At 41.2% G+C, this 23,342-nt stretch carries 23 protein-coding genes and 1 tRNA gene; 7 read left to right on the top strand and 17 right to left on the bottom strand.

The annotated features are described in order from the left end of the window. The first annotated feature begins 42 nt into the window (after positions 1-42). Both ACQ93I_RS01960 and ACQ93I_RS01955 read left to right on the top strand, forming a co-directional pair. Complete coding sequence (locus ACQ93I_RS01960; RefSeq protein ID WP_431696914.1) at positions 43-696, top strand: SDR family oxidoreductase; 654 nt, start codon at positions 43-45, stop codon at positions 694-696. A 103-nt stretch (positions 697-799) separates the two neighbouring features. Further along, a complete protein-coding gene (locus tag ACQ93I_RS01955; protein ID WP_431696913.1) occupies positions 800-1,000 on the top strand; it encodes a YwbE family protein in 201 nt (66 codons plus the stop codon). Positions 1,001-1,042: 42 nt separating this feature from the next. On the opposite strand, the gene ACQ93I_RS01950 is transcribed toward ACQ93I_RS01955, so the two are convergent. The 9 genes from ACQ93I_RS01950 to serS form a co-directional block, all read right to left on the bottom strand. Next, complete coding sequence (locus ACQ93I_RS01950; RefSeq protein WP_431696912.1) at positions 1,043-2,254, bottom strand: MFS transporter; 1,212 nt, start codon at positions 2,252-2,254, stop codon at positions 1,043-1,045. Positions 2,255-2,416: 162 nt separating this feature from the next. Continuing rightward, entirely contained in the window at positions 2,417-2,803 is a 387-nt protein-coding gene (locus tag ACQ93I_RS01945) for a VOC family protein (RefSeq protein ID WP_431696911.1), read from the bottom strand. Positions 2,804-2,855: 52 nt separating this feature from the next. Further along, positions 2,856-3,803, bottom strand: coding sequence for a 2-hydroxyacid dehydrogenase (locus ACQ93I_RS01940; RefSeq protein ID WP_431696910.1), 948 nt, complete (start codon positions 3,801-3,803; stop codon positions 2,856-2,858). 6 nt (positions 3,804-3,809) lie between these two features. Further along, the gene (locus tag ACQ93I_RS01935; protein ID WP_431696909.1) at positions 3,810-4,184 is read right to left on the bottom strand and encodes a cupin domain-containing protein; all 375 of its coding nucleotides are present in this window, start codon (positions 4,182-4,184) and stop codon (positions 3,810-3,812) included. A 249-nt stretch (positions 4,185-4,433) separates the two neighbouring features. After that, entirely contained in the window at positions 4,434-5,786 is a 1,353-nt protein-coding gene (gene mgtE, locus ACQ93I_RS01930; protein WP_431696908.1) for a magnesium transporter, read from the bottom strand. After that, positions 5,776-6,618: a 16S rRNA (adenine(1518)-N(6)/adenine(1519)-N(6))-dimethyltransferase RsmA gene (gene rsmA / locus ACQ93I_RS01925; RefSeq protein WP_431696907.1), complete on the bottom strand. Its 843-nt coding sequence runs from the start codon at positions 6,616-6,618 to the stop codon at positions 5,776-5,778. The genes mgtE and rsmA overlap by 11 nt, the downstream gene beginning before the upstream one ends. A gap of 14 nt (positions 6,619-6,632) precedes the next feature. Continuing rightward, entirely contained in the window at positions 6,633-6,941 is a 309-nt protein-coding gene (locus tag ACQ93I_RS01920; protein WP_266070075.1) for a DUF4286 family protein, read from the bottom strand. 51 nt (positions 6,942-6,992) lie between these two features. Continuing rightward, positions 6,993-8,777, bottom strand: coding sequence for a tetratricopeptide repeat protein (locus ACQ93I_RS01915; protein WP_431696906.1), 1,785 nt, complete (start codon positions 8,775-8,777; stop codon positions 6,993-6,995). Between the two features lie 133 nt (positions 8,778-8,910). Beyond that, positions 8,911-10,182, bottom strand: coding sequence for a serine--tRNA ligase (gene serS, locus ACQ93I_RS01910; RefSeq protein ID WP_431696905.1), 1,272 nt, complete (start codon positions 10,180-10,182; stop codon positions 8,911-8,913). A gap of 280 nt (positions 10,183-10,462) precedes the next feature. Between serS and ACQ93I_RS01905 the strand changes: the two genes are divergently transcribed. Continuing rightward, positions 10,463-11,035 (top strand): thioredoxin family protein, encoded by a 573-nt coding sequence (locus ACQ93I_RS01905; RefSeq protein ID WP_431696904.1) that lies wholly within the window; start codon positions 10,463-10,465, stop codon positions 11,033-11,035. A gap of 110 nt (positions 11,036-11,145) precedes the next feature. Here the strand turns inward: ACQ93I_RS01905 and ACQ93I_RS01900 are convergent, their stop codons facing one another. The 8 genes from ACQ93I_RS01900 to ACQ93I_RS01865 form a co-directional block, all read right to left on the bottom strand. Continuing rightward, a complete protein-coding gene (locus tag ACQ93I_RS01900; protein WP_431696903.1) occupies positions 11,146-12,471 on the bottom strand; it encodes an HTTM domain-containing protein in 1,326 nt (441 codons plus the stop codon). Continuing rightward, positions 12,461-13,399 carry a bifunctional riboflavin kinase/FAD synthetase gene (locus tag ACQ93I_RS01895; RefSeq protein ID WP_431696902.1) on the bottom strand — a complete coding sequence of 313 codons (939 nt, stop codon included), beginning with the start codon at positions 13,397-13,399 and terminating at the stop codon, positions 12,461-12,463. The genes ACQ93I_RS01900 and ACQ93I_RS01895 overlap by 11 nt, the downstream gene beginning before the upstream one ends. Before the next feature lie 8 nt (positions 13,400-13,407). Further along, positions 13,408-14,031: an aminoacyl-tRNA hydrolase gene (pth, locus tag ACQ93I_RS01890; protein WP_431696901.1), complete on the bottom strand. Its 624-nt coding sequence runs from the start codon at positions 14,029-14,031 to the stop codon at positions 13,408-13,410. Positions 14,032-14,106: 75 nt separating this feature from the next. Continuing rightward, positions 14,107-14,733, bottom strand: a complete 627-nt coding sequence (locus ACQ93I_RS01885) for a 50S ribosomal protein L25/general stress protein Ctc (protein WP_431696900.1) — start codon at positions 14,731-14,733, stop codon at positions 14,107-14,109. Positions 14,734-14,939: 206 nt separating this feature from the next. Continuing rightward, on the bottom strand, positions 14,940-15,881 hold the full coding sequence (locus ACQ93I_RS01880; protein WP_431696899.1) for a ribose-phosphate pyrophosphokinase: 942 nt from the start codon (positions 15,879-15,881) through the stop codon (positions 14,940-14,942). A gap of 180 nt (positions 15,882-16,061) precedes the next feature. Continuing rightward, positions 16,062-17,318, bottom strand: coding sequence for an outer membrane beta-barrel protein (locus tag ACQ93I_RS01875; protein WP_431696898.1), 1,257 nt, complete (start codon positions 17,316-17,318; stop codon positions 16,062-16,064). A 2-nt stretch (positions 17,319-17,320) separates the two neighbouring features. After that, positions 17,321-17,863 (bottom strand): RNA polymerase sigma factor, encoded by a 543-nt coding sequence (locus ACQ93I_RS01870; protein WP_431696897.1) that lies wholly within the window; start codon positions 17,861-17,863, stop codon positions 17,321-17,323. 33 nt (positions 17,864-17,896) lie between these two features. Beyond that, complete coding sequence (locus tag ACQ93I_RS01865) at positions 17,897-18,355, bottom strand: hypothetical protein (RefSeq protein ID WP_266070089.1); 459 nt, start codon at positions 18,353-18,355, stop codon at positions 17,897-17,899. A 338-nt stretch (positions 18,356-18,693) separates the two neighbouring features. Between ACQ93I_RS01865 and ACQ93I_RS01860 the strand changes: the two genes are divergently transcribed. The 4 genes from ACQ93I_RS01860 (at position 18,694) to ACQ93I_RS01845 (ending at position 22,933) form a co-directional block, all read left to right on the top strand. Beyond that, positions 18,694-18,927 carry a GIY-YIG nuclease family protein gene (locus ACQ93I_RS01860; protein WP_431696896.1) on the top strand — a complete coding sequence of 78 codons (234 nt, stop codon included), beginning with the start codon at positions 18,694-18,696 and terminating at the stop codon, positions 18,925-18,927. Positions 18,928-19,017: 90 nt separating this feature from the next. Beyond that, a tRNA-Leu gene (locus tag ACQ93I_RS01855) sits at positions 19,018-19,100 on the top strand. Positions 19,101-19,295: 195 nt separating this feature from the next. After that, on the top strand, positions 19,296-21,188 hold the full coding sequence (locus ACQ93I_RS01850; protein ID WP_168025950.1) for a hypothetical protein: 1,893 nt from the start codon (positions 19,296-19,298) through the stop codon (positions 21,186-21,188). Next, on the top strand, positions 21,185-22,933 hold the full coding sequence (locus ACQ93I_RS01845) for a hypothetical protein (RefSeq protein ID WP_168025951.1): 1,749 nt from the start codon (positions 21,185-21,187) through the stop codon (positions 22,931-22,933). Before ACQ93I_RS01850 ends, ACQ93I_RS01845 begins: the two co-directional genes overlap by 4 nt. Positions 22,934-23,342: the final 409 nt, after the last annotated feature.

The raw sequence follows: 23,342 nt of genomic DNA, 5'->3' as shown, positions 1-23,342 counted from the left end.
TTTTGATGCTTACCTTGCTGTTTGAGAAACAAAAAACGAAAAATGGAAAAGATTTTAATAGTTGGAGCTACCGGAAGTACCGGAAAAAGGATCATTGAAATTCTGAATAACAGTCAGAGTTTTGAACCCGTAGCCATGATAAGGAAGGAAGAGCAAAAGAGCATTTTTGAAGATATGGAGGTGCAGTGGGTACATGGCGACCTGGAGCAGGACGATCTTCACCCGGTGATGAAAGGCATTGACAAGGTAATTTTCGCCGCAGGTTCTGGCGGGGACACAGGCCCTGAGAAGACCACAGAAGTGGATGAAGAAGGAGCGATAAAGATCATTGATGCCGCTAAAAATGGCAAAGTAAAAAAATTCATCATGCTTAGTTCAATGGGTGCCGATGAACCTTCAAAACACCCAAAACTGGAACACTACCTAAATGCGAAAGCAACAGCAGACAAACACCTACGCGACAGCGGACTCGATTACACCATTTTAAGACCGGGTGCACTTACAGATGACCTGGGGACAGGAAAAGTTGAACTGTCCCAGAAACTTGATGGCCAGGGTGAAATACCACGGGATGATGTGGCTTTTCTGCTCATCATGTCTCTTGCAGATCCTCTTGTGAAAAATATGACCTTTGAAGCTATTGAAGGAAAAGAGCCAATTAAATCGGCTATGATAGAATTAAGTCAGGGAAATTAGGGAGTTAGAAGTACTATTTTAGAAGTACGAAATCAGCATTTGATGCAGGAGGTGAAAAACAAGTCTTTGTATAAAGATACTCCGGGCAATCTTAATTAAAAATATGAAACCTCCAAGAAAGGATATTACTCCCGGAAGCCGGGTAGCCATAGTTCAGAAGCAGGATCAACGATCGGGCAGGCTGACCTATGGCTACGTGGCTGATATACTCACAAAATCTCCCATACACCCTCACGGAATTAAAGTGAGGCTCGAAACCGGCGAAGTAGGTAGAGTTCAGAAGATCGAGGATACTCTCGCTTAATTCTCTAAGAGCAATAAACAATTATCAATTAACAGTGAACTGTTATTTAGAGGGTTGGTTCTGGTAGGTTTTGATGCGCTGCGAATTCAGGATGATCAAAGCCATTAAGACAAAAATTCCGGCCATAATGTTTTCAAAGCTTACCCCTGCATCCATAAGCAGTCCCACTACCAGTGGCCCTAAAGCGGTGCTAATTACCGAGAACATTGTAAAGACACTTCTTATCACCCCCATTTTTCCGGTGCCATATAGCTCGGCTATGAGGGCGGTCTTTACCGTTCCCGAAACACCCATGGTGATTCCGGCGGTGATCAGGAATATTAGTGCGCCCAGGATACCATCCATAAAGGCAAAAGGAAGAAGACCGATATTAACCGGAATGAGGTAATACCGGAAGAGCTTTCGGGCAGTAAATTTATCTACCCAAACCCCTCCAAATAAAGAGAAGAGAAAGCGGGTAATAGCATATACCGTAAAAAAAGTAGCATAAAGCTGCACAGACCAGCCTTTGTTCTCAACGAACACGTATTGATAAAAGAAAATGGCTGTTGCCGAGAAACTGAGGATAAAACTCGCCGGCATCATAACACCAAATCTCCTGTCAAAAACCACAGTTTTGTAATCCTTTAAAAGTGACCAGGGGGAAGGACTTCCCTCCCGGGAAAGCTTCTCATCAAAATTTTCGAGCCGGTTGAATCTTAGTCGGATGAGATAGAGCAGTAATGCCCCTCCACTTGCAATTGCTGCGATGCGCCAGTCGAACCAGCTGATTAGGAAAGCTATGATCAGCGGGAAAATAGCTTCCCCTACGGAAAAACCCAGAGATGAAAAACTCAGGGCCTTGCCACGATCGGCTACAAATTGTTTGGACATGATGGTCATGCTAATATGGGTAAGCAGCCCCTGCCCCGCCAGTCGCAGCCCTGTTATTGCTACTATAAGTAAAAGGATATTCTGGGAAAGCCCCAGTAGGATATTGGATATGGCGAGCCCCGCAACGGTATAAGCCGTGACCTTCTTTACCGGTTTATGATCTACAGTATGCCCCACTGACAGCATGATGAAAGAGGCTGCGATGGTGCAGCCTGCATAGATAGCTCCAAAAGCACCTTCAGAAATCTGAAAAGACCTGATGATCTCGGGCACGTAGAGGGAAATCAGGAAGGTTTGCCCAAAGCCTGACAACAACGTGAGCACCCAGCCGAAGCCTACGGTTCTAAAATTACCTTTAAGGAAATAAAAATAGTCTTTCAAAATGCCTTTTTTGAGCCTGCAAAGGTAAGGCCTTATTCCCGTAGGGAAAAAGTTAGCTGCTCTTTAGGAAATTTTTAAAATAAAAGGTTTTCGCAATTTAAAGTCTGCAGAGTTGGCCATTAAATTCAAGAAACCATTTATTAATCTGCCTTGAGGTTATCTCTACAAAAAAGCTTTGTCATTTGGTTCCCACAACTCGATCTTATTACCGTCGGAATCCATGATCCAACCGAATTTACCTTCTTCAGCTACCTGGATCTCATCAAGCACTTCCACGCCTTCTTCTTTAAGCAATTTTAATAGCTCTTCCAGGTTCTCAACCCGGTAGTTGATCATGAATTGTTTTTCTGAAGGCTTAAAATGTCCACTCTTCTCATCCATGGGACTCCATTGGGTGGAGCAGTCGTTACCTTCCTTATCTTTCCACCAAAAAGTGGAGCCCCATTGATCTGTATTGAGTCCGAGATGTTTGTTGTACCAGTCTTTTGTTGCTTTTGGGTCCTTACTTTTGAAGAAGATCCCGCCTATGCCTGTTACTCTTTTTTCCATAAGATGTCTCTTAATGTGAATTATGAAGACAACCCATAGGTTGTCTGTACGATCATAGATCCTTGAAATGATCTATGATCTTATGTGCTATTGTATCTGCGAGCTTTTTGTGAGATTCTACCGTCCAGCCTGCCACATGCGGGCTAAGCATCACATTTGGCATCACCAGTAATTCCTGCAGGGCTTTTGGCATTTCTGTAGCTTCAGAAAAAAGGCTTTCAAAAGAGCCTTTTTCGTACTCCAGTACATCCAGCCCTGCACCCAGGATCTTTTTGTTATGTAAGGCTGCAACCAGATCTTCGGTCACGACACTTTTTCCGCGGGCGGTGTTGAGCAGCCAAAATGGCTTTTTAAAGGCTTCAATAAAAGCAGTATCGATCATTTGGTTGGTTTCGGGGGTCCAGGGTGTGTGCAGACTCACCACGTCACATTTCCTTCGGAATTCCTCTATGCCCACCTGCTGTGCATATTCATCACCTACCCCCTCTAAAATGTCAAAACAGAGCACCTTTACATCAAAACCCTGAAGTTTTTTCGCAAAAGATTTACCCATATTTCCGTAGCCAATGATCCCGACAGTTTTTCCTTCCAACTCCACTCCGCGGTTGGCTTCGCGATACCACAAACCTTCCCGCACCTGGCGGTCTGCCTGATTGAGCTTATTGAACAGCGACAGCAGCATTCCAAGTGCATGTTCTCCCACGGCATTTCTATTTCCTTCGGGGGCAGAAAAAAGTTTTACTCCGCGTTTTTCAGCATATTCCACATCAATGCTCTCGAGCCCTGCGCCCACACGGGCAATGAACTTGAGATTGGGAGCGGCATCGAGAAAGGCTTTGTCTATTTTAAACCGGCTTCTTATGACGATTCCATCATATAGATGCTGATTTTCCAGGATCTCCTGCTCACTTTGGTTATAGGCTTCAATATTCTGGTGTCCTGCTGCTTCGAGTTGCTGTAAAAGAACAGGGTGATTGGAGTCGGCGTGAAGAATGGTCATTAAAGATCAGATTTTAGGATAGTCAGATTGGGTGAGGCTGTCTTCTACATTTCCGGTGTGTTTTGTAGTTAGCTTTTCAAAAAGCATGATATGCACTTCCTCCCCGTTTTTGGTCATGGGGCAGTGTTTTACTCCTTTTGGAACTATAATGATCTCACCTTCATTTACGGTTTCGGTACGATCTTCAAACTGAAGATATAAAGTCCCTTTTATGATCTGGAAGAGTTCATCTTCGTCATCATGCTGGTGCCACACAAACTCGTCTTTGACCTTTGCCACGAGCACCTGCATATCATTTACAACACCTATTTGCCGCGGATGCCAGTGATTACTGAAGCGGGTCAACTTTTCCCGGGGATCAATTGCTTTTATAATTGCCATTTGAACAACTTTTTTTCTGAAGCATCTAAATTAATAAATTAAGCAGGGGCAGGGATTGAAGCGGCATCTTTTTTACCTTTTTTGGAGGGTAAAAAAATACAGCGGAAAGCCTGCCTACCGGCAGGCAGGCCCGGTGCGCAGCAGCACCCATAATTAAAATTACAAGTACCAAAATTCAAATCCCAAGCACCAAAAACAATTCCAAAAATCAATTTTTAAATTTCAACCCTGGAACTATTGGAGCTGACTTTAAAAGCCCAGGATAAGTTTTGCGATGGTAAAATAGATAAGTATCCCAAAAATGTCATTACTGGTAGTGATGAAAGGCCCTGTGGCCATTGCGGGATCTATACCGAATTTGTCCAGGATAATGGGTACAAAGGTTCCTATGAGGGAAGCAATGACAATTACCGAGATCAAGGAAATGCCCACGGTAACCCCAAACCAGAAGTCGAAGCCCAGCAGAAAGATACCCCCAATGATAAGTAGAAGTGCAAGGGCGGTACCGTTTAAAAGGCTTAAAAGAATTTCTTTAATAAGGCGGTTTAACAACGACCCGCTAAGGCTTTGATTTGCCAGACCCTGTAACACAATGGCCGACGATTGTACGCCCACGTTACCTGCCATTGCCGCTATAAGCGGCACAAAAAAGAACAGGGCAGCGTGCTCTTGCATCGCAGCATCGAAAGTGCCCAAAACTGTTACAGAAACAAAACCGCCAAAAAGTGCGAGGATGAGCCAGGGCAATCTCGCCCGGGTGAGCCGCAGGATGGAATCATCGGCCTCAACATCTTCAGAAATACCGGCTGCCAGCTGGTAATCCCTTTCGGCTTCGTCTCTTATAAAATCTACAATATCATCAATGGTTACCCGCCCCACGAGCCGGCCCATCTCATCAACAACGGGTATGGCCTCGAGGTCATACTTCTGCATGATTCGGGCTACTTCCTCGCCTTTGGTATGAACTGTAACGTAATCTACTTTATCTATATAAACGTCGCTGATATTTGCCTTGCTGGAAGCTGTAAGAAGATCTTTTAGAGACAATCTCCCCTTTAGTTTCCCCTTATCATCCACTACATAAATGGAATGCACACGGGTCACGTTCTCGCCCTGGGCCTTCATTTCGGCGAGAGAGCCGGTTACACTCCAGTTCTCATTTACCTTAACAAGCTCTTTAGCCATAAGACCACCGGCAGAATTCTCATCATAACGCAACAGCTCTACAATATGCTCGGCGTGTTCTTCATCAGAGATCTCCTGGATAACTTCCTGCTTTCGTTCTTCAGAAAGTTCAGACATGATGTCGGCAGCATCATCGGTATCCATATTCTCGAGCTCCTCGGCGATTTCTTTGGCCGAAAGATTATCGAGAATGCGTTCCCTCAGGTCTTCTTCAAGCTCCATAAGAGCTTCGGAAGTTTTGGTACTGTCAAGCAGCTTTATGATATAGGTAGCCTCATCGAGTTCCAGCTCGTGGATAATCTCGGCAATATCGGCAGGGTGAACCTCTTCCAGCAGCTGCAAGAGCTCGGTATCCCGATGCTCTTCAATAAGAAGCTGAATGTGCTCAATATATTCTTCGGTTACCTCAAATTGCATAAGGCTGGATCTTTTGTGTAAGTTCAATAAACCTGGCTGTACTTAGCTGCTCGGGACGTAGCCCAAAGATAGCATCTTCTTTAATATTTTCGGGCAGGTCAAAGATCTTAAGACTGTTTCTCAGTGTCTTTCTTCGCTGCTGAAAAGCTGTCTTTACCACCCTAAAAAACAACTTCTCGTCTACGGGCAGGGAAAAATCTTCTTTTCGGGTAAATCTCAGCACGCCGCTGTCTACTTTTGGCGGCGGATTAAACACTGAAGGCGGCACGGTAAAGAGATACTCGGCTTCATAAAAAGCCTGGACCAGCACGGAAAGTATTCCGTAGGTCTTGTTACCTTCCTTTTCGCAAATACGTTGTGCTACTTCTTTTTGGAACATACCCGAAAATTCAGGAATAAAATCCCGTAGTTCGAGCATTTTAAAAACGATCTGGGTGGAGATGTTGTATGGGAAATTGCCTATTATGGCAAACTGCTCCTGCTTAAAGACCTCACCAATATCGTACCTCAAAAAGTCCTTTTCATGCACCTTACCTTCAAGAGCAGGATAGTGTTCATTTAAATACGCAACACTCTCGGTGTCTATCTCTATTACGTGAAGGTCTGTGTCTTTTTTCAGGAGATATTTTGTGAGCACACCCATCCCCGGGCCTATCTCCAGCACATGGGGATAACCGGTATAACTAAGGGTATCTGCAATTCTTTCGGCCACACTTTCATCGGTCAAAAAATGCTGCCCCAGGTGTTTTTTAGCCTTTACATCGCCTTCCTGATGGCCGGGCAAAGAGGTATTGTGGCGGTTTCCACCTTTCTTACTATAATTCTTTTTCATGGATACTGTGGTTTCTACTGCTCGCTTATTACCTCGAGCTCGGTCCTGAAGACGACAAATTTCCCTTCAAAAATGGCAGATTTTCTTCTCAATCTTTCGGCATCTTCTTCGTAATAACGCTGTAGCATTTTCCGGGTTTGAGCGGTAAACTGAACTGAATAAGTGATGCCTCCCATTTCTTCGTTCACCAACACCCTGGTCATAAGCGCTTTTGTGAATTTACCGGTGTTGAGCATTTCGGGGATGTGTTCTTCTTTCATCCATTTTACCCACTGCTGGTGAACATCTTCCTGAACATTTATTGTGACATTGTAGATATACATATACTGTAGCTTCTTTAGAAAAAAGGGAGGATTGTGGCCTTAATAAAAGCCTTATTCAATTTCATCTCCCCGAAGTTGCCTGAATTTTTTTCGGGCATCTACAAAGTAAATACTATCGGCGTAATTAAAGATAATTTTTTCATAAAACTCCTGCGCCTTTTCGGGCTGGTCCAGCTTTTGGGCGTAGAGTTCGGCCAGGTAGTAATGGGCATTATCCCCCAAAACCCCATTCTGGTAATGCGCTATAAGGTTAAGGTAATTTTCTTCGGCTTTTTGGTACTGTGCCGTTTGTTCATACAATTTCGCCTGCTTTAAAAGGGCATCATCTTCTATATCCTCGCCTTTATGACCGATTAAAACAGTGTCTAACAACTGAATGGCCTTTTCTTCCCGTTCCTGATAAGCCAGTAAATCGGCCCGGGCATATTTTTTGAGTGCAGCCTGTGTAGAATCTTCCAGTGAGTTTTCACTAATTAAAAGGCTAAGTTCCATAGCGTCATTTGCAATTAATTGCGAAGTAGCCGATTTTAGAACATCCAGCTGAATGGTAGCCCATTCAAAATCTCCTTTGTAGTAGCTGGTTTTTGCCACTTTAAACCTTGCCATTTGTGCAATGACATCATTTTCTATCAGGTTTTGAACCTGTGAGTAATAGATCAAAGCCTGATTAAACTTCTCATCGAGCACGAGAATATCGGCCAGGGCCATTTTTAAGGCGGCTTCTTCAAACTTCTTCAGGTCACTATCTAGAAAATCCCGGAGTACCTTTTCTGCTTTTGCGACCTCAGCCTGTTTAAATGCAAGAAAATTAGCGTAATCTATGAACAGCGACAACATTGCCGGTCCACTCCCATAGGTGTCAAAAAGGGCATTATAAGCCTCATCTATTTCGGAATATCTTTTCTTCGGAAGTGTCTCCTGAAGAATGTTTAACCGCAGTTGATACGCCTGAAGTTTTAAGTCCTGGTTTGGGGCTTCAGCAATAATAAAATCGAGTACTTCAAGTGCTGTTTCGAGTTCTCCTTCTTCCCTGGCCATCACTGTAAGCCTTAAGATAGCCCCTAAACCTTCATTTGACCTGCGATAGATGGCTTTCTCCTGCTGAAAAGCCTTCTGATACTCTTTTTGCTGAATGAACAACCAGCTCAACATGTTGTTGAAAAGGATATTCTGATCTTCCTGAAGTTTTTTCAGCAGTAATTTCCTGAAGGTGATGTTGGCCACATTAGCGGGATCATCGGTAATGAACTCCCCGTAAATACGGCTCACACCCGGCAGCAAATCGGGGTTGTTGCCCAGTACATCAATATAGTTACTAAACATCTTTTCAATCTCACCCTGTTCGCCGTAAAGTCGGGCGAGCTGGATGTTGTATTCGGCATTGGGATTCATCTTCATGCCAAGCTCATAAGCTGTGACAGCCTTATCGAGTTTGCTGTACTTTTCAAAAGCACGGGCAATAGGAAAAGCATAGTTAGGTCTCGACTCAATAGCTCTTAAAGCTTCTTCATAGAATTTAAGGGCTTGAGATGATTTTCCCTGCAATTCAAGATTGTGGCCCAGCTCCACAAGATAATGAGGCGCATTGGCCGTGTTGTTCACCTTTTCTTTCAGCAGCCTTTCTGCTTCTGAATATTTTTCAAGTTGCTGATATGTGGCAATGAGTCCGTAGAAAAAGGATGCATTTTGCGGCTCCAAATCGAGGAGTTTCTCATAGATATTCTCTGCTTTTTCAAATTCGCCCCTGTCAAAATAATTGCGCGCCAACTGCTCAGATTGTGCAAAACCTGAAAAATGGGCGCAAAGAAGGATGAGAAGAAAATAAAGGAAACGCATCCGCAACTGTTTTGAGTAAAGATAAGAAAATGCCTTTTTTAGCACCTGAAAGTGAGGGATTTATTCTATTAAAAGCAAAGACCTCACAGGTTTCAAAAACCTGTGAGGTCTCATAATATTATGAACACTTCTTTTAATTAATCATGTCAAAACCGGTATAAGGCACCAATACATCGGGCACCTTTATTCCTGCAGGGGTCTGATAGTTTTCAAGAATTCCCGCCAGTACACGAGGTAAGGCAAGGGCACTACCGTTAAGGGTATGCGCCAGTCGCTTGGAGCCATCGGCCGATTTATACCTCAACTTTAACCGGTTGGCCTGGAAAGTCTCAAAATTTGAACAAGAGCTTATCTCCAGCCAGCGATCCTGTGCGGTTGAAAATACTTCAAAGTCGTAAGTCAGCACCGATGTAAACCCAAGATCGCCACCACACAACCTAAGAATGCGGTAAGGCAACTTTAGATCCCTTAGGATATCCTTGATCTGCTCTACCATTTGATCTAGTGCAGCAAAAGAATTTTCAGGTTTTTCGATCCTTACAATCTCCACTTTATCGAACTGGTGCAGGCGGTTAAGACCGCGCACGTGTGCCCCGTAAGAACCTGCTTCCCTTCTAAAGCACGGCGTATAACCCGTACAGGCAATGGGAAGATCATTTTCTGAAAGCATTTCATCCCTAAACATATTCGTAATAGGAACTTCGGCCGTTGGAATAAGGTATAGATTATCTTCTGTGACATGGTACATTTGCCCTTCTTTATCGGGCAGCTGACCTGTGCCATATCCCGAAGCTTCATTTACCATAAGCGGCATTTGGTACTCGGTATATCCTGCCGCCACGTTTTTGTCTAAAAAGTACGCGATTAATGCCCGTTGCAGGCGTGCACCTTTTCCTTTGTACACAGGAAATCCGGCGCCGGTAATTTTGTTACCAAGTTCAAAATCTATGATGTCATATTTTTTTGCCAGTTCCCAGTGCGGCAAAGCATCTGAATCAAGCTGCGGCACTTCTCCTTCTTTAAAGACCTCAACATTATCTTCTTCGGAAGCACCAGCCGGCACGAGTTCATTCGGAATATTGGGAATATTATACAGCTGTTTGTTGAGGGCCATGGTGGTAGCCGCCAGCTTTTCGGAAAGTTCTTTAGTAGTCTCCTTCAAATCTGAAGTTTGTTGCTTCAGCTGGTTTGCCTTCAGATGTTCACCGGTCTTGAAAAGCATTCCAATTTCCTTTGAAAGCCTGTTCGATTCGGCTAACTTCTCATCCAGCTCTGCCTGAGTGGAACGGCGGGTCTCGTCCAGTTCAAGCACTTCAGAAAAAACTTCTTCAGCATCAAAATTTCTCTTTTTCAAGGCTTTTACATATGCCTCCTTGTTGGCCCTGATATTGGCTACCTGTAACATAGATCTAATATTTGGATTTGCGCAAGTGTATTTCTTCCGCCATAAAAGCAAAAGTAACAAAAGCCCTGTAAACAATTGATCTTCCCGCCAGAGAGATGACAAAAATGTTCGCTGTCTCCACAGAAATAAATGGAGCCCCTGCCAGGCCTGGAAAAAAATGCAATTCTGTTTAAATCATTCCCCGTTCTTTTACAAACCCACCTATTAATTTTAGTATCTTTTAGTCACGGGAATCGACCTGTAAATTAAATTGAAATCATCTTAATATACGCCTGAAAATATGGACTTTAAGCAATACCGCAGTTATTTTGAAACTATAAAAAATACGCCTTTAGAGCAGCAGAATGCGCCTTACGATAACCCCGATTATCTCAATTACACTAAACTGAACTGGTCTCGCATGAACCGATGGTTAAAAACGGGAGAAATAACAGAAGAGTTGAGGAATGCACTTCAGCAAATCTATGAGCCCCAGCAATGGATTGTTATCACTGAACCCTGGTGTGGAGACGCGGCACACATCACCCCGTTTCTTGAACTAGCAGGCCGTGAAAATCCTCTTGTAAGCGTCTCGTACGAACTAAGGGACAGTGCGCCTCACAGGATTGAAAATTACCGCACCAACGGCACGCTCTCTATCCCTAAGCTTATCATTAAAGATGAGCATGGCGAAGATCTTAACATCTGGGGCCCACGACCCGTGGAATGCGTAAAATTGTTTGAAAGGTTAAAAGCTGAAAACGCCGAAGCAGATAAAATAAAAGAGGAAATTCAGCAGTGGTACAACTCTAACAAAGGTCTGGAAATTCAGAAAGAACTAGCTGCCTTGATCAGAGAATCTGTATCTGCTTAATATAAAATAAATCTGAAATATTTACCGGAGCCACTGAGTTCACCTTGTGAGCTCCGGTTATTTTAATGGCAGATCAAATTTTATTTTAATTACCTGCGCAGGAAAGCACCTTACTCTTTATCATCAACAAAAGGCAATATCCAGTCATGATGCCCAAAGTGATTCCATTCTTCGGCTGCAAGGTCGACAGTGGGATCAATAAATTGTTTATAAGGCCTTCTGTTTACGCTCACCTTACTATCTACATAGATCTCCACCTCTTTCCCTTCAAGTTCATATTTTTTTTCGAGCCGCTGGGCAAACTGCCAGATCATATCGGGTTTTGAGGCTAAAGCCCGCTGTTGCTTTGAAGAAAGGTATTTATTGGTTTGTACGTAAGTGGTATCGCTGGGATTGGCTTTGTCTACCACCTTGTAGCGGATATGTCCAGCCTTTGACCTCAACATCATACGCCAGCTAAGACGATGACCTTCTTCGGTCCACAGTACATCATCTTTGAAGAACCAGTGCCTTACAGGCAGCGCCGCCTGCACCAGCAGCCAAATTGCCATAAAACCTATAATCAAATTCCGGTTTTTGGGAACTTCTACTTCAGCTGCGGAATAATGTGGCTTTTTCCACAAAAAATACCTGTTGATATTTTCCGTAGAAAAAAAGAAGATGGTGAAAGCAAGAGCCAGATAGGGGAAAATCCCTATATGGAAAATGAAGCTGTTGAAGAGATGGAAAAATACGGCAGCCAAAAATGCGAAAATCCGGGTGCGTTTCCAGAGCAGTAAAGGAATGATCAACAGGTCAAAAAAGAATCCGAACCAGGCGATGGTATGGTGCACCCAGGGCTGCTGAAGAAAATCTCCTACCAACCAGTAGTCTTTTCGGGCATCCATTAATATTCCCGGGAGCGTGGCATCAAACCAGTCGGGGTAAATTTTGGCAACGGCGGCATAGGTATAAACGATAAACATTTGCACAACAAGCAAGACCCAAACCCACCGTGGCATACTCAGCTTCTTTAACCCGGGGTTCTTCCAGGCGTCAACCGAGGCGTACCTGTGCGCCGGAAGAAGGATCATGAGAAAGCACAGCAGCATTAAGAGGTAGTAGTGATTGTTATAGGAAGATTTCTGCATCAGGTAAACAGCAGCCCACATTATCGTGTACATAAAAATGCTGAACCTGTATTTAAAACCCAGCATCACGAAGATGCCAAACAAGCCCATAACAGCGTAATACCAGAGCATACCATTACCCGGCAAAGGCTGCAAAAATTCGAAACCAATAAAATTAAAAGTGAAAGCGGGTTCAATAAACACCCTTTTTACCCAACCAGTAAAGATTGCACCAAAAGCCTCCATAGCAAGCAATACCCCAAAGAGTATTCTAAAAACAATAAGTGCAGAATTATCTATGCGGGTAAAAAGCCATTTATTGAGCATAATTATCACGTATAAATTGGAAGCTTATCGCTTCGTCCTGTTTCATAGCCAGCTTTAATGCCTCTACCGACTCAAATTTCTTTTCATCCCTAATGCGCATAAGCATTTCTATAGAAAGCTGTTGCCCATACAGGTCTTTATCAAAGTTGAAAAAGTTGGTCTCAATGGTTTTTTCGGTACCGCCTACAGTAGGATTGGTGCCAATGCTCATCATCCCGTACACCATTTCTCCATCAATCACAGATCTTACTACATAAACCCCATTTTTAGGAATAAGCTTGTAGCCTTCTTTAACTTCAAGATTGGCAGTAGGAAAAGAAAATTCTTTTCCAAGGCCTTTCCCTCTCACCACAGTTCCTGCCAGGGAAAATGGATAGCTAAGGTAACGATTGGCCTTTTCTACCCTACCTTCCCGCAAGGCATTCCTTATTTTAGTAGAACTTACAGCTACATCTTCAACATCCTGTTTTGATATTTCTTCTACCTCAAAGTCATATTCTTCCCCAAAGGCTCTCAGATCATTAATATCTGCTGTCCTGTTGCGTCCAAACCGATGGTCATACCCAATAATCACCTTTTTGGCTTTGAGTTTATTTACGAGCACGTCTCTCACAAATTCCCGGGCCGAAAGCCTGGAAAACTGCTGCGTGAACGGATGGATAATAAGATGGTCGATCCCGCTTTGCTCCAGGATATTCTTACGCTCTTCAATTGTATTGATAAGCTTTATATCGGCATCTTTTTGAAGCACCATCCTTGGATGCGGAAAAAAAGTGAGAATGGCCGATTCCAGATTGCCGGCCTTTGCTGTATTTACCAGCCTTTGAATAATTTTTTGATGCCCAATATGCACCCCGTCAAAAGTACCTATAGTGACTACCGTATGATGGTTGCTGTTGAAAGCATGTGCTCCTTTGTGTTCTTTCAAGACTACTGCTATTTCCCGTTAAAGGTATTCATTGTATTATTTATGCCCGCCGTACCGAAGGATCTTATCACTTCAGCCGATTTTTCAAGTCTCTCGGGCAACTTTTTATTTTCCTCTTCATCCCATTCGCCCAGCACGTAATCTACCTGCCTGCCATGAGAAAATGAGTCACTTATTCCGAAGCGAAAGCGATTATAATTTGTTGTTCCCAATTGGGCCTGGATATCTTTTAAACCATTATGGCCGCCATCGCTGCCCTTGGTCTTTACCCTTATGGTGCCAAAAGCAAGATTGAGATCATCTGTAATTACCATTAAGTGCTCTAAGGGCACCTTTTCTTTCTGCAACCAGTAATTTACAGCTTTCCCGCTAAGGTTCATAAAAGTTGAAGGCTTGAGCAGTATAAAGGTGCGGCCCTTAAATTTATAGGTAGCTACATCGCCCAGCTTTTGGGATTCGAAAGTAAGGTCTTCTTTTTCTGCCAGGAAATCGAGTATCTTAAACCCAATGTTATGGCGGGTATTGTGGTACTTGGGGCCAATATTTCCCAGACCCACAATGAGAAATTTTTTCATAGGAGAAATTTCTTCTTTAGGTGTTTTAGCTAACAATCTTCCAAAAAAAGATAGCATGCGTGACTTTTTGGTAAAAATAAAAAAAGCATCCCGATTTGGGATGCTTTATATTTGGATAAGAAATCCTGAAGCTTATTCAGTTTCGTTAACTTCGGTTGCAGGCACTTCATCTGCTGCAGTTTCTTCTTCTTCATCATCGGTATCTGCGATGACATTACGAGAAGTTCTAACCTGGCAAACTACTGTGTTATCTGGGTGCATGATCTTGAACTCATCACTTTGTAAAGCAGTAACATATAATTTGTTACCAATTTTAAGTGAAGTAATATCGGCTTCGATAAAATCTGGAAGATTTCCTGGAAGACCTTTTACTCTCATGCGGCGAAGGTTAAATCTCAACACCCCACCATTCTTCACACCACGTGCAACACCTGTAGCATGTACAGGAATTTCCATAGTAATTTCTTTGTCTTCAAAGATCTGGTAGAAATCGATATGCAAAATTGCATCGGTTACTGGGTGAAACTGGATATCCTGCAATACAGCATTAAATACATCACCTCCCTTTAGCTTAATCTCTACAGTGTGAACATCTGGGGTGTAAACCAGGTCTTTAAAGGCAATCTCTTCTGCTGAAAAATGTAATGGCTCGTCTCCCCCGTATAATACGCAAGGAACCTGTCCAGCATTACGTAAGGCTTTTGTAGCTTTCTTGCCTACGCTTTCTCTTTTAGATCCGTTGATCGTAATTGATTTCATTGTTAAAAATTTTAGGCTGCAAAAGTAAATCTTTTTTTTCAGCTAATAAAAGCTTAGGTCCTAATTATTTATAGCGACAGATTTTTGGCAGCAAAAGCCGGATGTCAATAGACAGAAGTTGGGAGTTGGGAGTTAAGACAAGAGTCAAGACTTTTGAACCTCCAAAAAAACGTTCGCACTTCTACCTTCTAAAATCTAACTTCCGCTTACATAATGAATTTTGAACTGATGGACCTGTTGTTGTGTACACGATTCATTACATCTGCAAACAAATCGGCACAGGTAACTACACGTATCTTATCGCTTTTTTTCTTTAGCGGAATTGAATCAGTAACAATGAGTTCGAGCAGTTTTGAATTCTCAATGCGTTCATAGGCTTCTCCAGAAAGTACAGGATGTGTACAAATGGCTCTTACACTAAGTGCCCCTCTTTCCATCATTAAATCGGCCGCTTTGCTCAATGTACCTGCGGTATCTACCATATCATCTACGAGTACCACATTACGCCCTTCAACATTTCCAATCAATTCCATGTGGGAAATAACATTGGCTTTTACCCTTTGTTTGTAACAAATCACTACATCGCTCTCCATGGTCTTGGAATAGGCATAAGCTCTCTTGGAGCCTCCCATATCGGGTGAGGCAATAGTAAGGTTGTCAAGGTTAAGGCTACGCAGGTAAGGCAAAAACACGGTAGATGCAAACAGATGATCTACAGGTTTTTCAAAAAATCCCTGAATTTGATCGGCATGAAGATCCATGGTGATAATTCTCGTAGCTCCGGCAGTTTCCAGCATTTTGGCAATAAGTTTTGCCGCAATAGGCACCCGCGGCTTATCTTTTCTATCCTGCCTGGCCCATCCGTAATAAGGAATAACTGCTGTAATATGCCTTGCAGATGCTCTTTTGGCAGCATCGAGCATAAGTAAAAGCTCCATAAGGTGATCAGACCCCGGGTGAGTAGACCCGATAATAAAAACTCTTGATCCTCTTACAGATTCTTCAAAAGAAGGTTGAAATTCGCCATCACTGTAAGTTGAAGTGATAACATTCCCTAATTTAGAGCCGTAGGATTCGGCTATTTTTTCAGCCAAATCACGGCTTTGATTACAGGAAAAGATTTTTACTGCGGTAGAAACTTCAGGCATGTTGTGTTGTTTGTTGTTGCCTTGCAAATTTAGAAATTAATTCGTGGGTGAGAACCAGCAAAATTACTTTTTGAGAAATATTGAAGAAGGTTTTCACGAGGGAAAGATTGAAAAAAAACTTCCCTTCAAAAATGGCATTTTTGAAGGGAAGTTTTTGAGCAGACAACTATTAAGGACCGATTAGAATCTATAACTGAAACCAGCATACAATCCTAAAAAGTAAGGTTTTTGCCCGCCACTGTCTTTAAAAGTGTTCATTTGAAATTTAACTACGGGCTCTACGCTCAGTTGAAGCTGCTTAGACAGGTTATATCCCAAGCCCAGGCCAATATTTGTGGTGTAGCTGAGTTTATTCATTCGGTTTGCCCCTCCAAGATCGGCTTCTTCACCCGGAAGTGCTAATGAAAGGTCATTTTCTTCAAGAAAAAGCACACTTCCACCGCCAATAATGCCTAGCGAAAAATCCTTATCTACCAAAAGATATTCAAGCTCCAGGGGAACCTCCAAAAAGCCCATTTTTTGCTGCAGCGTTCCGTCTGATGGCGAAGCAAGCGTTGTGGCATTCATCATTTTCATGCCATAAGAAGAAATTCCTGCTACCTCATTAAAAGAAACCTGCCGGGTATTGTATTCAAGGTTCACCTTATTGATTCCGCCCCTTAGGTTGATATTTTTGGTGACCGCATAAGCCACACTTACCCCGTAAGAAAAGGTAACTTCCCCCGAGGCCTCTTTTTCTGAAAAGCCTTTGTTCACCACATTGCCATTCCCAAAGTTGTTGAAATATACAGGTGCTATCCTCGTGCTCAGCTTAAATTTCTGCTGAAAATCTTCACTTTTGGGAGGTGCAGCAGGTTCTTCTTTTTGAGCTAAAGCCAGCGCCGAAGCTAATTCTTCAGATGTACCAGAGCCTGAAATTTCTTCGGAAATATTATCATCAGAACTTTCTTCACTACCGGTTCTTTCAACAATTTCAGCCTTTTCCATCTTCCGTAACTGCGGACCAGGAATTGCGTTTTTTCCTGAAGCTTCTTTTTTTATTTCAGCTTTAACTTCAGAATTTATTTCAGCAATATTCTTCTGTTTATCCTGAAGCTCATGCTGTAAGATCAAGGCCTGCAAAAGGATTTGAGATTCCTTCATGACCTCCTGAAATGTTACTGAAGCATCTTCAGGTTCAAAATTGAATTTCCCGGATTCAAAAACAACCTGCACGCTTTTTTCTTCTTCAGTAAAAAAGGAACTTTTCGAATAAAGGGTCAAAAGGAGTGCTACCGCCGCTGCCACTCCGCCAAGCTGCACCCAAATGGGAACCAGCCTTCTTTTTGCCTTTTTTGGCGGGAGCTGTGATAGAATATTTTCCCAAGAATCTTCGGGCGGAGGCATTTTTGCCCCCTCAAAGCGACGCCGGTAAATTTTGTCGATGTCCTTTTCCATTTTCATATTGATTTAAGGAAGTTCATTCGATTGTGGCGCTTAATACTCTCTCTCAATTTGTAGCGGGCACGCGCAAGGTTCGATTTTGAAGTTCCTTCAGAAATCCCCAACATTTTAGCGATCTCCTTGTGAGAATGTTCTTCCATGACGTAAAGGTTAAAGACAAGCCGGTATGCTTCGGGCAGTTCCTGGATTATTTTGATCAGGAAATCCAGTGACAGGTTTTGGTCATCAAGTTCTTCTTCAACTTCTTCAGAAATTTCACCCGTTATACTTAGATGCACCCCGTTTTTTTTGCTCTTTTTGATGGCAGTGTTAATGACCAGTCGCGTCATCCAGCCTTCAAAACTGCCCCTCCCACTAAACTGGTCGATTTTCTGGAAAATTTTCACAAAGCTATCCTGCAGCAGGTCTTTTGCCTGCTCGTAATTCCCGGAATATTTAAGGCAGAGCACGAAGAGCTGTTCCGAGTAAGTACGGTAAAGCTCCTCCTGCGCCTTTCTATCCTGTTGTTTACAAAGCCGAACTAGTTCCTTTAGACCCACAGGAGATTTATGTTGGTTCTTTAATGCTCAAATTTATTCCTCGGGAGTGGTAGGCTCTTCTTCGCCAACAGGCACAACTACCTCATTATATACGCTTTTACCGTCTACATCAACCCCTGTCCAAAGATAAAAAGTATAAGGTTCATCACCTTCAATTCTCATGGAAAAGGAACCTTCTACTTCAAGATCATCATCTTCGAGGTTACAGGTAGTTTGATTTGCAGGGCGCGAGGCCACACCTGCCACGTAAATTTTCCTTCTTTCAACTTCTCCGCTCCCTTCTCTCATTGCCTGAACACCAATTCCTGTATGGCAGGCATCTGGAAGTAGATAGGTTATCTTGAAATCATAGAGTTTGCCTTCTTCAAAAGACTCGGGAAGCGTGGTGTCAACTACTTCAGCAATAACCTGTACAGTTCCGGGACCGTCGTCATCAATTTCACAAGCGGTTAACGATAAAGCTGCAATGAATAAGAAAAGAAATTTTTTCATGTTTTGTGTTTTTAATTGTTATTTACCCTTATGACCTTCATTTTCTAAAAGGTTGCGTATTATTTTCAAAAAAAATTCCTTGGTCACAATTTTAAGAGCATATTTTCGCGGTTGTTCTCGCGAATTCTTTCTGAAAAACTAAAAAACCTGCTCTCAAAATGGCATTTTAGAGTACCTGGCTGTTCAATTTTCACCAATACAGTTTTTTGCCTGCAACTTTTTTACCAGAAATCTATTTACTTAAACCAAAAATTATTACTTTTGCCTCCCGTTTGCCTTGGTGGCGGAATTGGTAGACCTGCCTGCCGGCAGGCAGGCGCGCTGGAAAAGTTCTTTAAATGTTTTATGTTTATGCTCTCTCTAGTCTTAAAGAGAATTATATTTATGTAAGTTTGACTTCAGATTTAAACAGAAGATTTGAACAACATAATTCTGGAAAAGAAAGGACAACGAGAAAATTTAGACCATTTAAGCTAATTTTTTCCGAAATTTGCAGTTCTCGAACAGAGGCCAGAATTCGGGAAAAGTACTGGAAATCTGGCATAGGAAAAGAAAAGCTAAGGAAACTTTAGAAGTAATATAAATTAAAATGAAGCCTTGGTGGCGGAATTGGTAGACGCGCTGGATTCAAAATCCAAACTTAAAAGAGCGTAAAATGTTAGGCCGAAGTGGTGGAATTGGTAGACACGATGGATTCAAAATCCATTGCTGATAAGGCGTGCGGGTTCGATTCCCGCCTTCGGTACGAAAAAGAGCTGAGATGAAAATCTCGGCTTTTTTTATGCTCAGGTACAACATAGGTACAACATTTAAGTATATTTAATGAACTCATTAAAAATGATTTCATTTGGTATCATTAAGCTAAAATGAAAATCAACTTTTACGGGCTTATATTCAGAGTTTGAGATGATTGAACTTTTTTAAGTAAACATTTAATCCGATGGTCAAGATTGATAGACAGATTAACACTTTAATCCAAAAGTGTATAAACACAAAAAAAATAGAATTTCCTAAAGTGGAAACAGCTAATTGTGGCCTACTGTTGAAAAAAGAAATCGTCCTACAAATGGAATCAAATCCTGAATTTATTAAGCTCAACCCAAATTCTATTGAATTTAACGAAGCCCTACTTAAAGAAGCTGAAGTTAAACTTGAAAGAGAAATGCCTAAGAATATTGTGGGAGCTTTTGGTTTTGTAGAAGATTTTCAGGAAAAATTAAAAGAGGAAAATGGAATTGCCAAAAATGTAATCAATGGTTACGGCAGTTTGATTAAGGGATTACAAGGTTATATTTTACATAGACTGCATTCAGATGGATTTGATGTCAAAGGATATTTTTTAGACAAATTGAAGCCTAAAGGAGAAAGAGAGAAGGAACTCTTCTTATTTGAACAGCACCTTTATAGATTCCTTCCATATTCAAAATATTCAGCAAAAGATATTTGGGAGATATGTCAGCGAACACTTGCTTTTGACGACCGATATTACGTGGATGAATTTGCCCGTAAGCTACCGTTCAACAATTTTGATTTAGCAAAAAATATTTATTCTATTGCCATCAGGTCAGAACAACCCAATGATACATTTTTCATAGCTAGCCTTTTAATAGGACTTCACAATAATGGATTTGAAGGGGTATTTGAAAAGGCATTTGAGCTACAAAACAAGCATCCGCAACAGGGCTATCACGTTTTAAATTCGTTACAAAACCTTTCAGACGAGCAAAATAATTCGATATTCGAATTAGTCCATAATGATTATTTACCAGAATCTATTGGTAGTAAAACTCAAGTTATTTGCGGTTTAATCGACAATCCAAAAGTAAGTGAAGAACTGCGGAAGGGTTGTTTTAATTTAATTACCACCTATCTTCAAAAAGAAAATAAGGAACTTGTTAAAATTGCCTTTCACAGAATAATCTATAATCTTAAGTCTTTTGAGGCTGAGAAATACAAATTGCTCCACATTTATTTTGAAAATACGCAGGATATTTCCGTTATAGAAAGCTTTTTCTATAACTATGAGCATCCCGAGCATTTATTTCACCTAATGAAAATGTTTTACCTAGCTGGATGGCAAAGAGGTTCCATCAACCGATTTGAAAGTTCCATTTTCCATTTTTGGAGTAATAATATACAAGAAACAGAAAAACATATCCTTGAACTTTTTAAGCCTGAGGACAAGTTTGGTTTGCTTCCGGTAGAAATTATAATGACTGGAAGTTTTGGGGCACTTCCAATAGATTTGCTGAAATTGGACACAAAACAGGAGCAGGCAAAGGCGATTGAAGCTATTACCTTGTTTCCACATACTTTTGACAAATTACTTCCAATAGTTCTTCCATTAAGACGTTCGCCTTATCCGGAAGTTGTAAAGTTTCTTCAGATAAAACTCTCTGAACTGATATATGATGCCTACCATAGGTCTTTACTGGACGACATAGAAAACCTATTAGATGAATCTAAAGAAGATAAAGCATTTGTACGACCGTTAAGGGAAGCCTATAAAAATTATGAATCTATTGTATCAAAAAAGAAATCTATAAATGACCTAAACCCCTATGAAAATGAACGGGATTTAATGGATTTGTATTATAGTCTAGAACACGAGAATAGAGCCAAAATGATGCAAGATATTAATGAGAATCCCAATGGTATTCTTGCGGCTGTGGGGAGGAGTACAATAATAGTTAGGGGCAACAGTTGGAAGCAAGAACTTGAAGATAAAGTGATGCCATTAGGGAAAGTAGAATCCAGTTTTATACTTGACGCCAGATTGTTCAAAAATCCCGACCTGCAAGAGTATATTTTAAATACCTACGATAAGAGATGAATATTAAGCAACTAGTGGTTAAGGACTATCTGGAATCTTTAACAGAGAAAGACGAGCTAAATCGTATTTTCCCTCTTTTATTGGAAAGTATGGGATTTGAGATTTTGTCTAAACCGACCGAATATTTGGGTTTGCAAGAATATGGCAAAGACATTGTGGCTGTTGGGATTGACGAAGATAAAGTTAAAAAGCGATTCTATTTTGAACTAAAGGGTGGAGCGGACAGAAATATCACTACGAGGAACTTTTACGGTAAAGATGGAATACAGGAATCAATTACCGAAGCAACTTATACGCCATTTGTATCGGCGTACCCAAAATTCCAAGAACTACCCTTAAAAGTTGTAATTGTGCACAATGGGGTTATTGAAGGCGGCCTGCAAAAAACCTTCGAAAACTTTTTGGTCAAAATAAGTAAACCTGTAGATAACACGGTTTTTGAACGTTGGGATATTGCACGTTTAACCGCTATGTTCTCTGAAAACCTTTTCGGGGCATACCTACTTACTGATTCTTCCACCACAAAACTTTTCAATAGAGTTTTGGTTAATTTGGATACATCCGATGGGGTTTCACGAGACTTTATAAAACTTATCGATTCATTATTTGAAAAGATTGAATGGAAAGGCTATAAAACTAAAATTCCAAGAAAATGGCAATTACTTTTTGAATCCTTAAAACTAATTTCATTCATAATTTACACGGAGTCTAAAGAATATAACAACCTTGACATTGCAAAACGCTACCTTACTCATTTGGTATTACGATATTGGTACTGGGTTTTGAAGAATAACCTGGAAAATAATAAAAAGGTGCTCAAGCACTTTAATCAGGTAATGCTGTTTTTCTATGAAGTATTGCAACAGTATTTTGATAGGACTCTTTCCATAGTACAAACAAAAGATGGACTTTACGCAGAAAATGGTGGTATGTCTGAACAGGTGGGTTATACCCAAAGAACTTTCGACTACTTGGCTTATTTGTTGATTCTAATAAATATGGAGAAAGCTTGTTTCCCAGACTACGACTTACTAGATGCTAGAACTGGAGTTTACAATGTTGTTCAGCACAACTCGGTTTCTAAGCGACCTTTGCTGGATATTCACTCATTGGTCATCGTCAATACCATAGAACTTTTTATACAGACAGATGATGTTGATGCAGCGAAAGCATATCTTAAAAGTATACTTGCTACAATAAAATATAGAAAGGAAAAATCTGGAATGCTACCGGATGCCAACAATAGTATTCAAAATGTTATTAAATATACGGTTACAGGAACTAAACCAGTTTATTATTCGGATTCCACCTCGCCTTTGTTGGCAGTTTTATTAGAGTATATTGCTCTTTTTGGTTTGGAGGAAGAATATAACCAATTGAGAATTTTCGTCAAAAAACACGATATCACTTTGGGACTTTTTATTCCTCATCACAGCAAAAATTCAGTGTCTGAAAACCTCATTGAGGATAAAGAAAACGACCTCGAAGAACAGTTATTTTCGAAACCTCTGCGAGATGGATATCAAGTGGATACAAGACTTACAAAAAATTTAATAGACGAATTGCCTTTTGAAGAGTTTAAGGAAAAGATAAAGAAAAGAAAAGATGAATTTATCTATGAATATCGTACTGATAAAGCAGGATATGCTTTTCTGAAAGATTTGGCACATTTCTATTTTCATACACCTTATTTTCCTGACAAATGGAGAAATGTTACAGATGGTTTGTTAAAATCCCAAGGATAAATTTCGGTAGACATATTTGATTTATGGCGTAATTCTAATTGAAGTGAATTAATCGAGTCATTATCCATTTAGCACATTCCCCTGCATTTCGCGAAAAGCTACATTCCGGGAAAAGCGCTTCATTACAAAGGTCTTGAACCCAACTCCAAAGCTTCCGATTTCCATTCCACTTGTCCGCCCTTTCCCGAGAAAAATCGGGAAGCGGTCAAACTCCATTCCCATCTACATCTTTGAAGTCAAGTCCGCTTTAAATCCTACAGAAAGATAATTCTGTTTAATACTGGCTATTTCGGAGTGACCGTGCCACCTATTTCGGTTCAAACAGTGCCACTTTGAAAGATCATGCAATTATATAAAAAAATAATGTTACTCGTTTTTCAGAACTCCCTTTCTTAATGATTCTCCTTTA

It is taken from the genome of Salinimicrobium sp. WS361 (genome assembly GCF_050750585.1).
GTDB lineage: Bacteria > Bacteroidota > Bacteroidia > Flavobacteriales > Flavobacteriaceae > Salinimicrobium.
The sequence above is the reverse complement of the archived record's forward strand: the minus strand, read 5'-3'. Positions and strand labels throughout refer to the sequence as shown.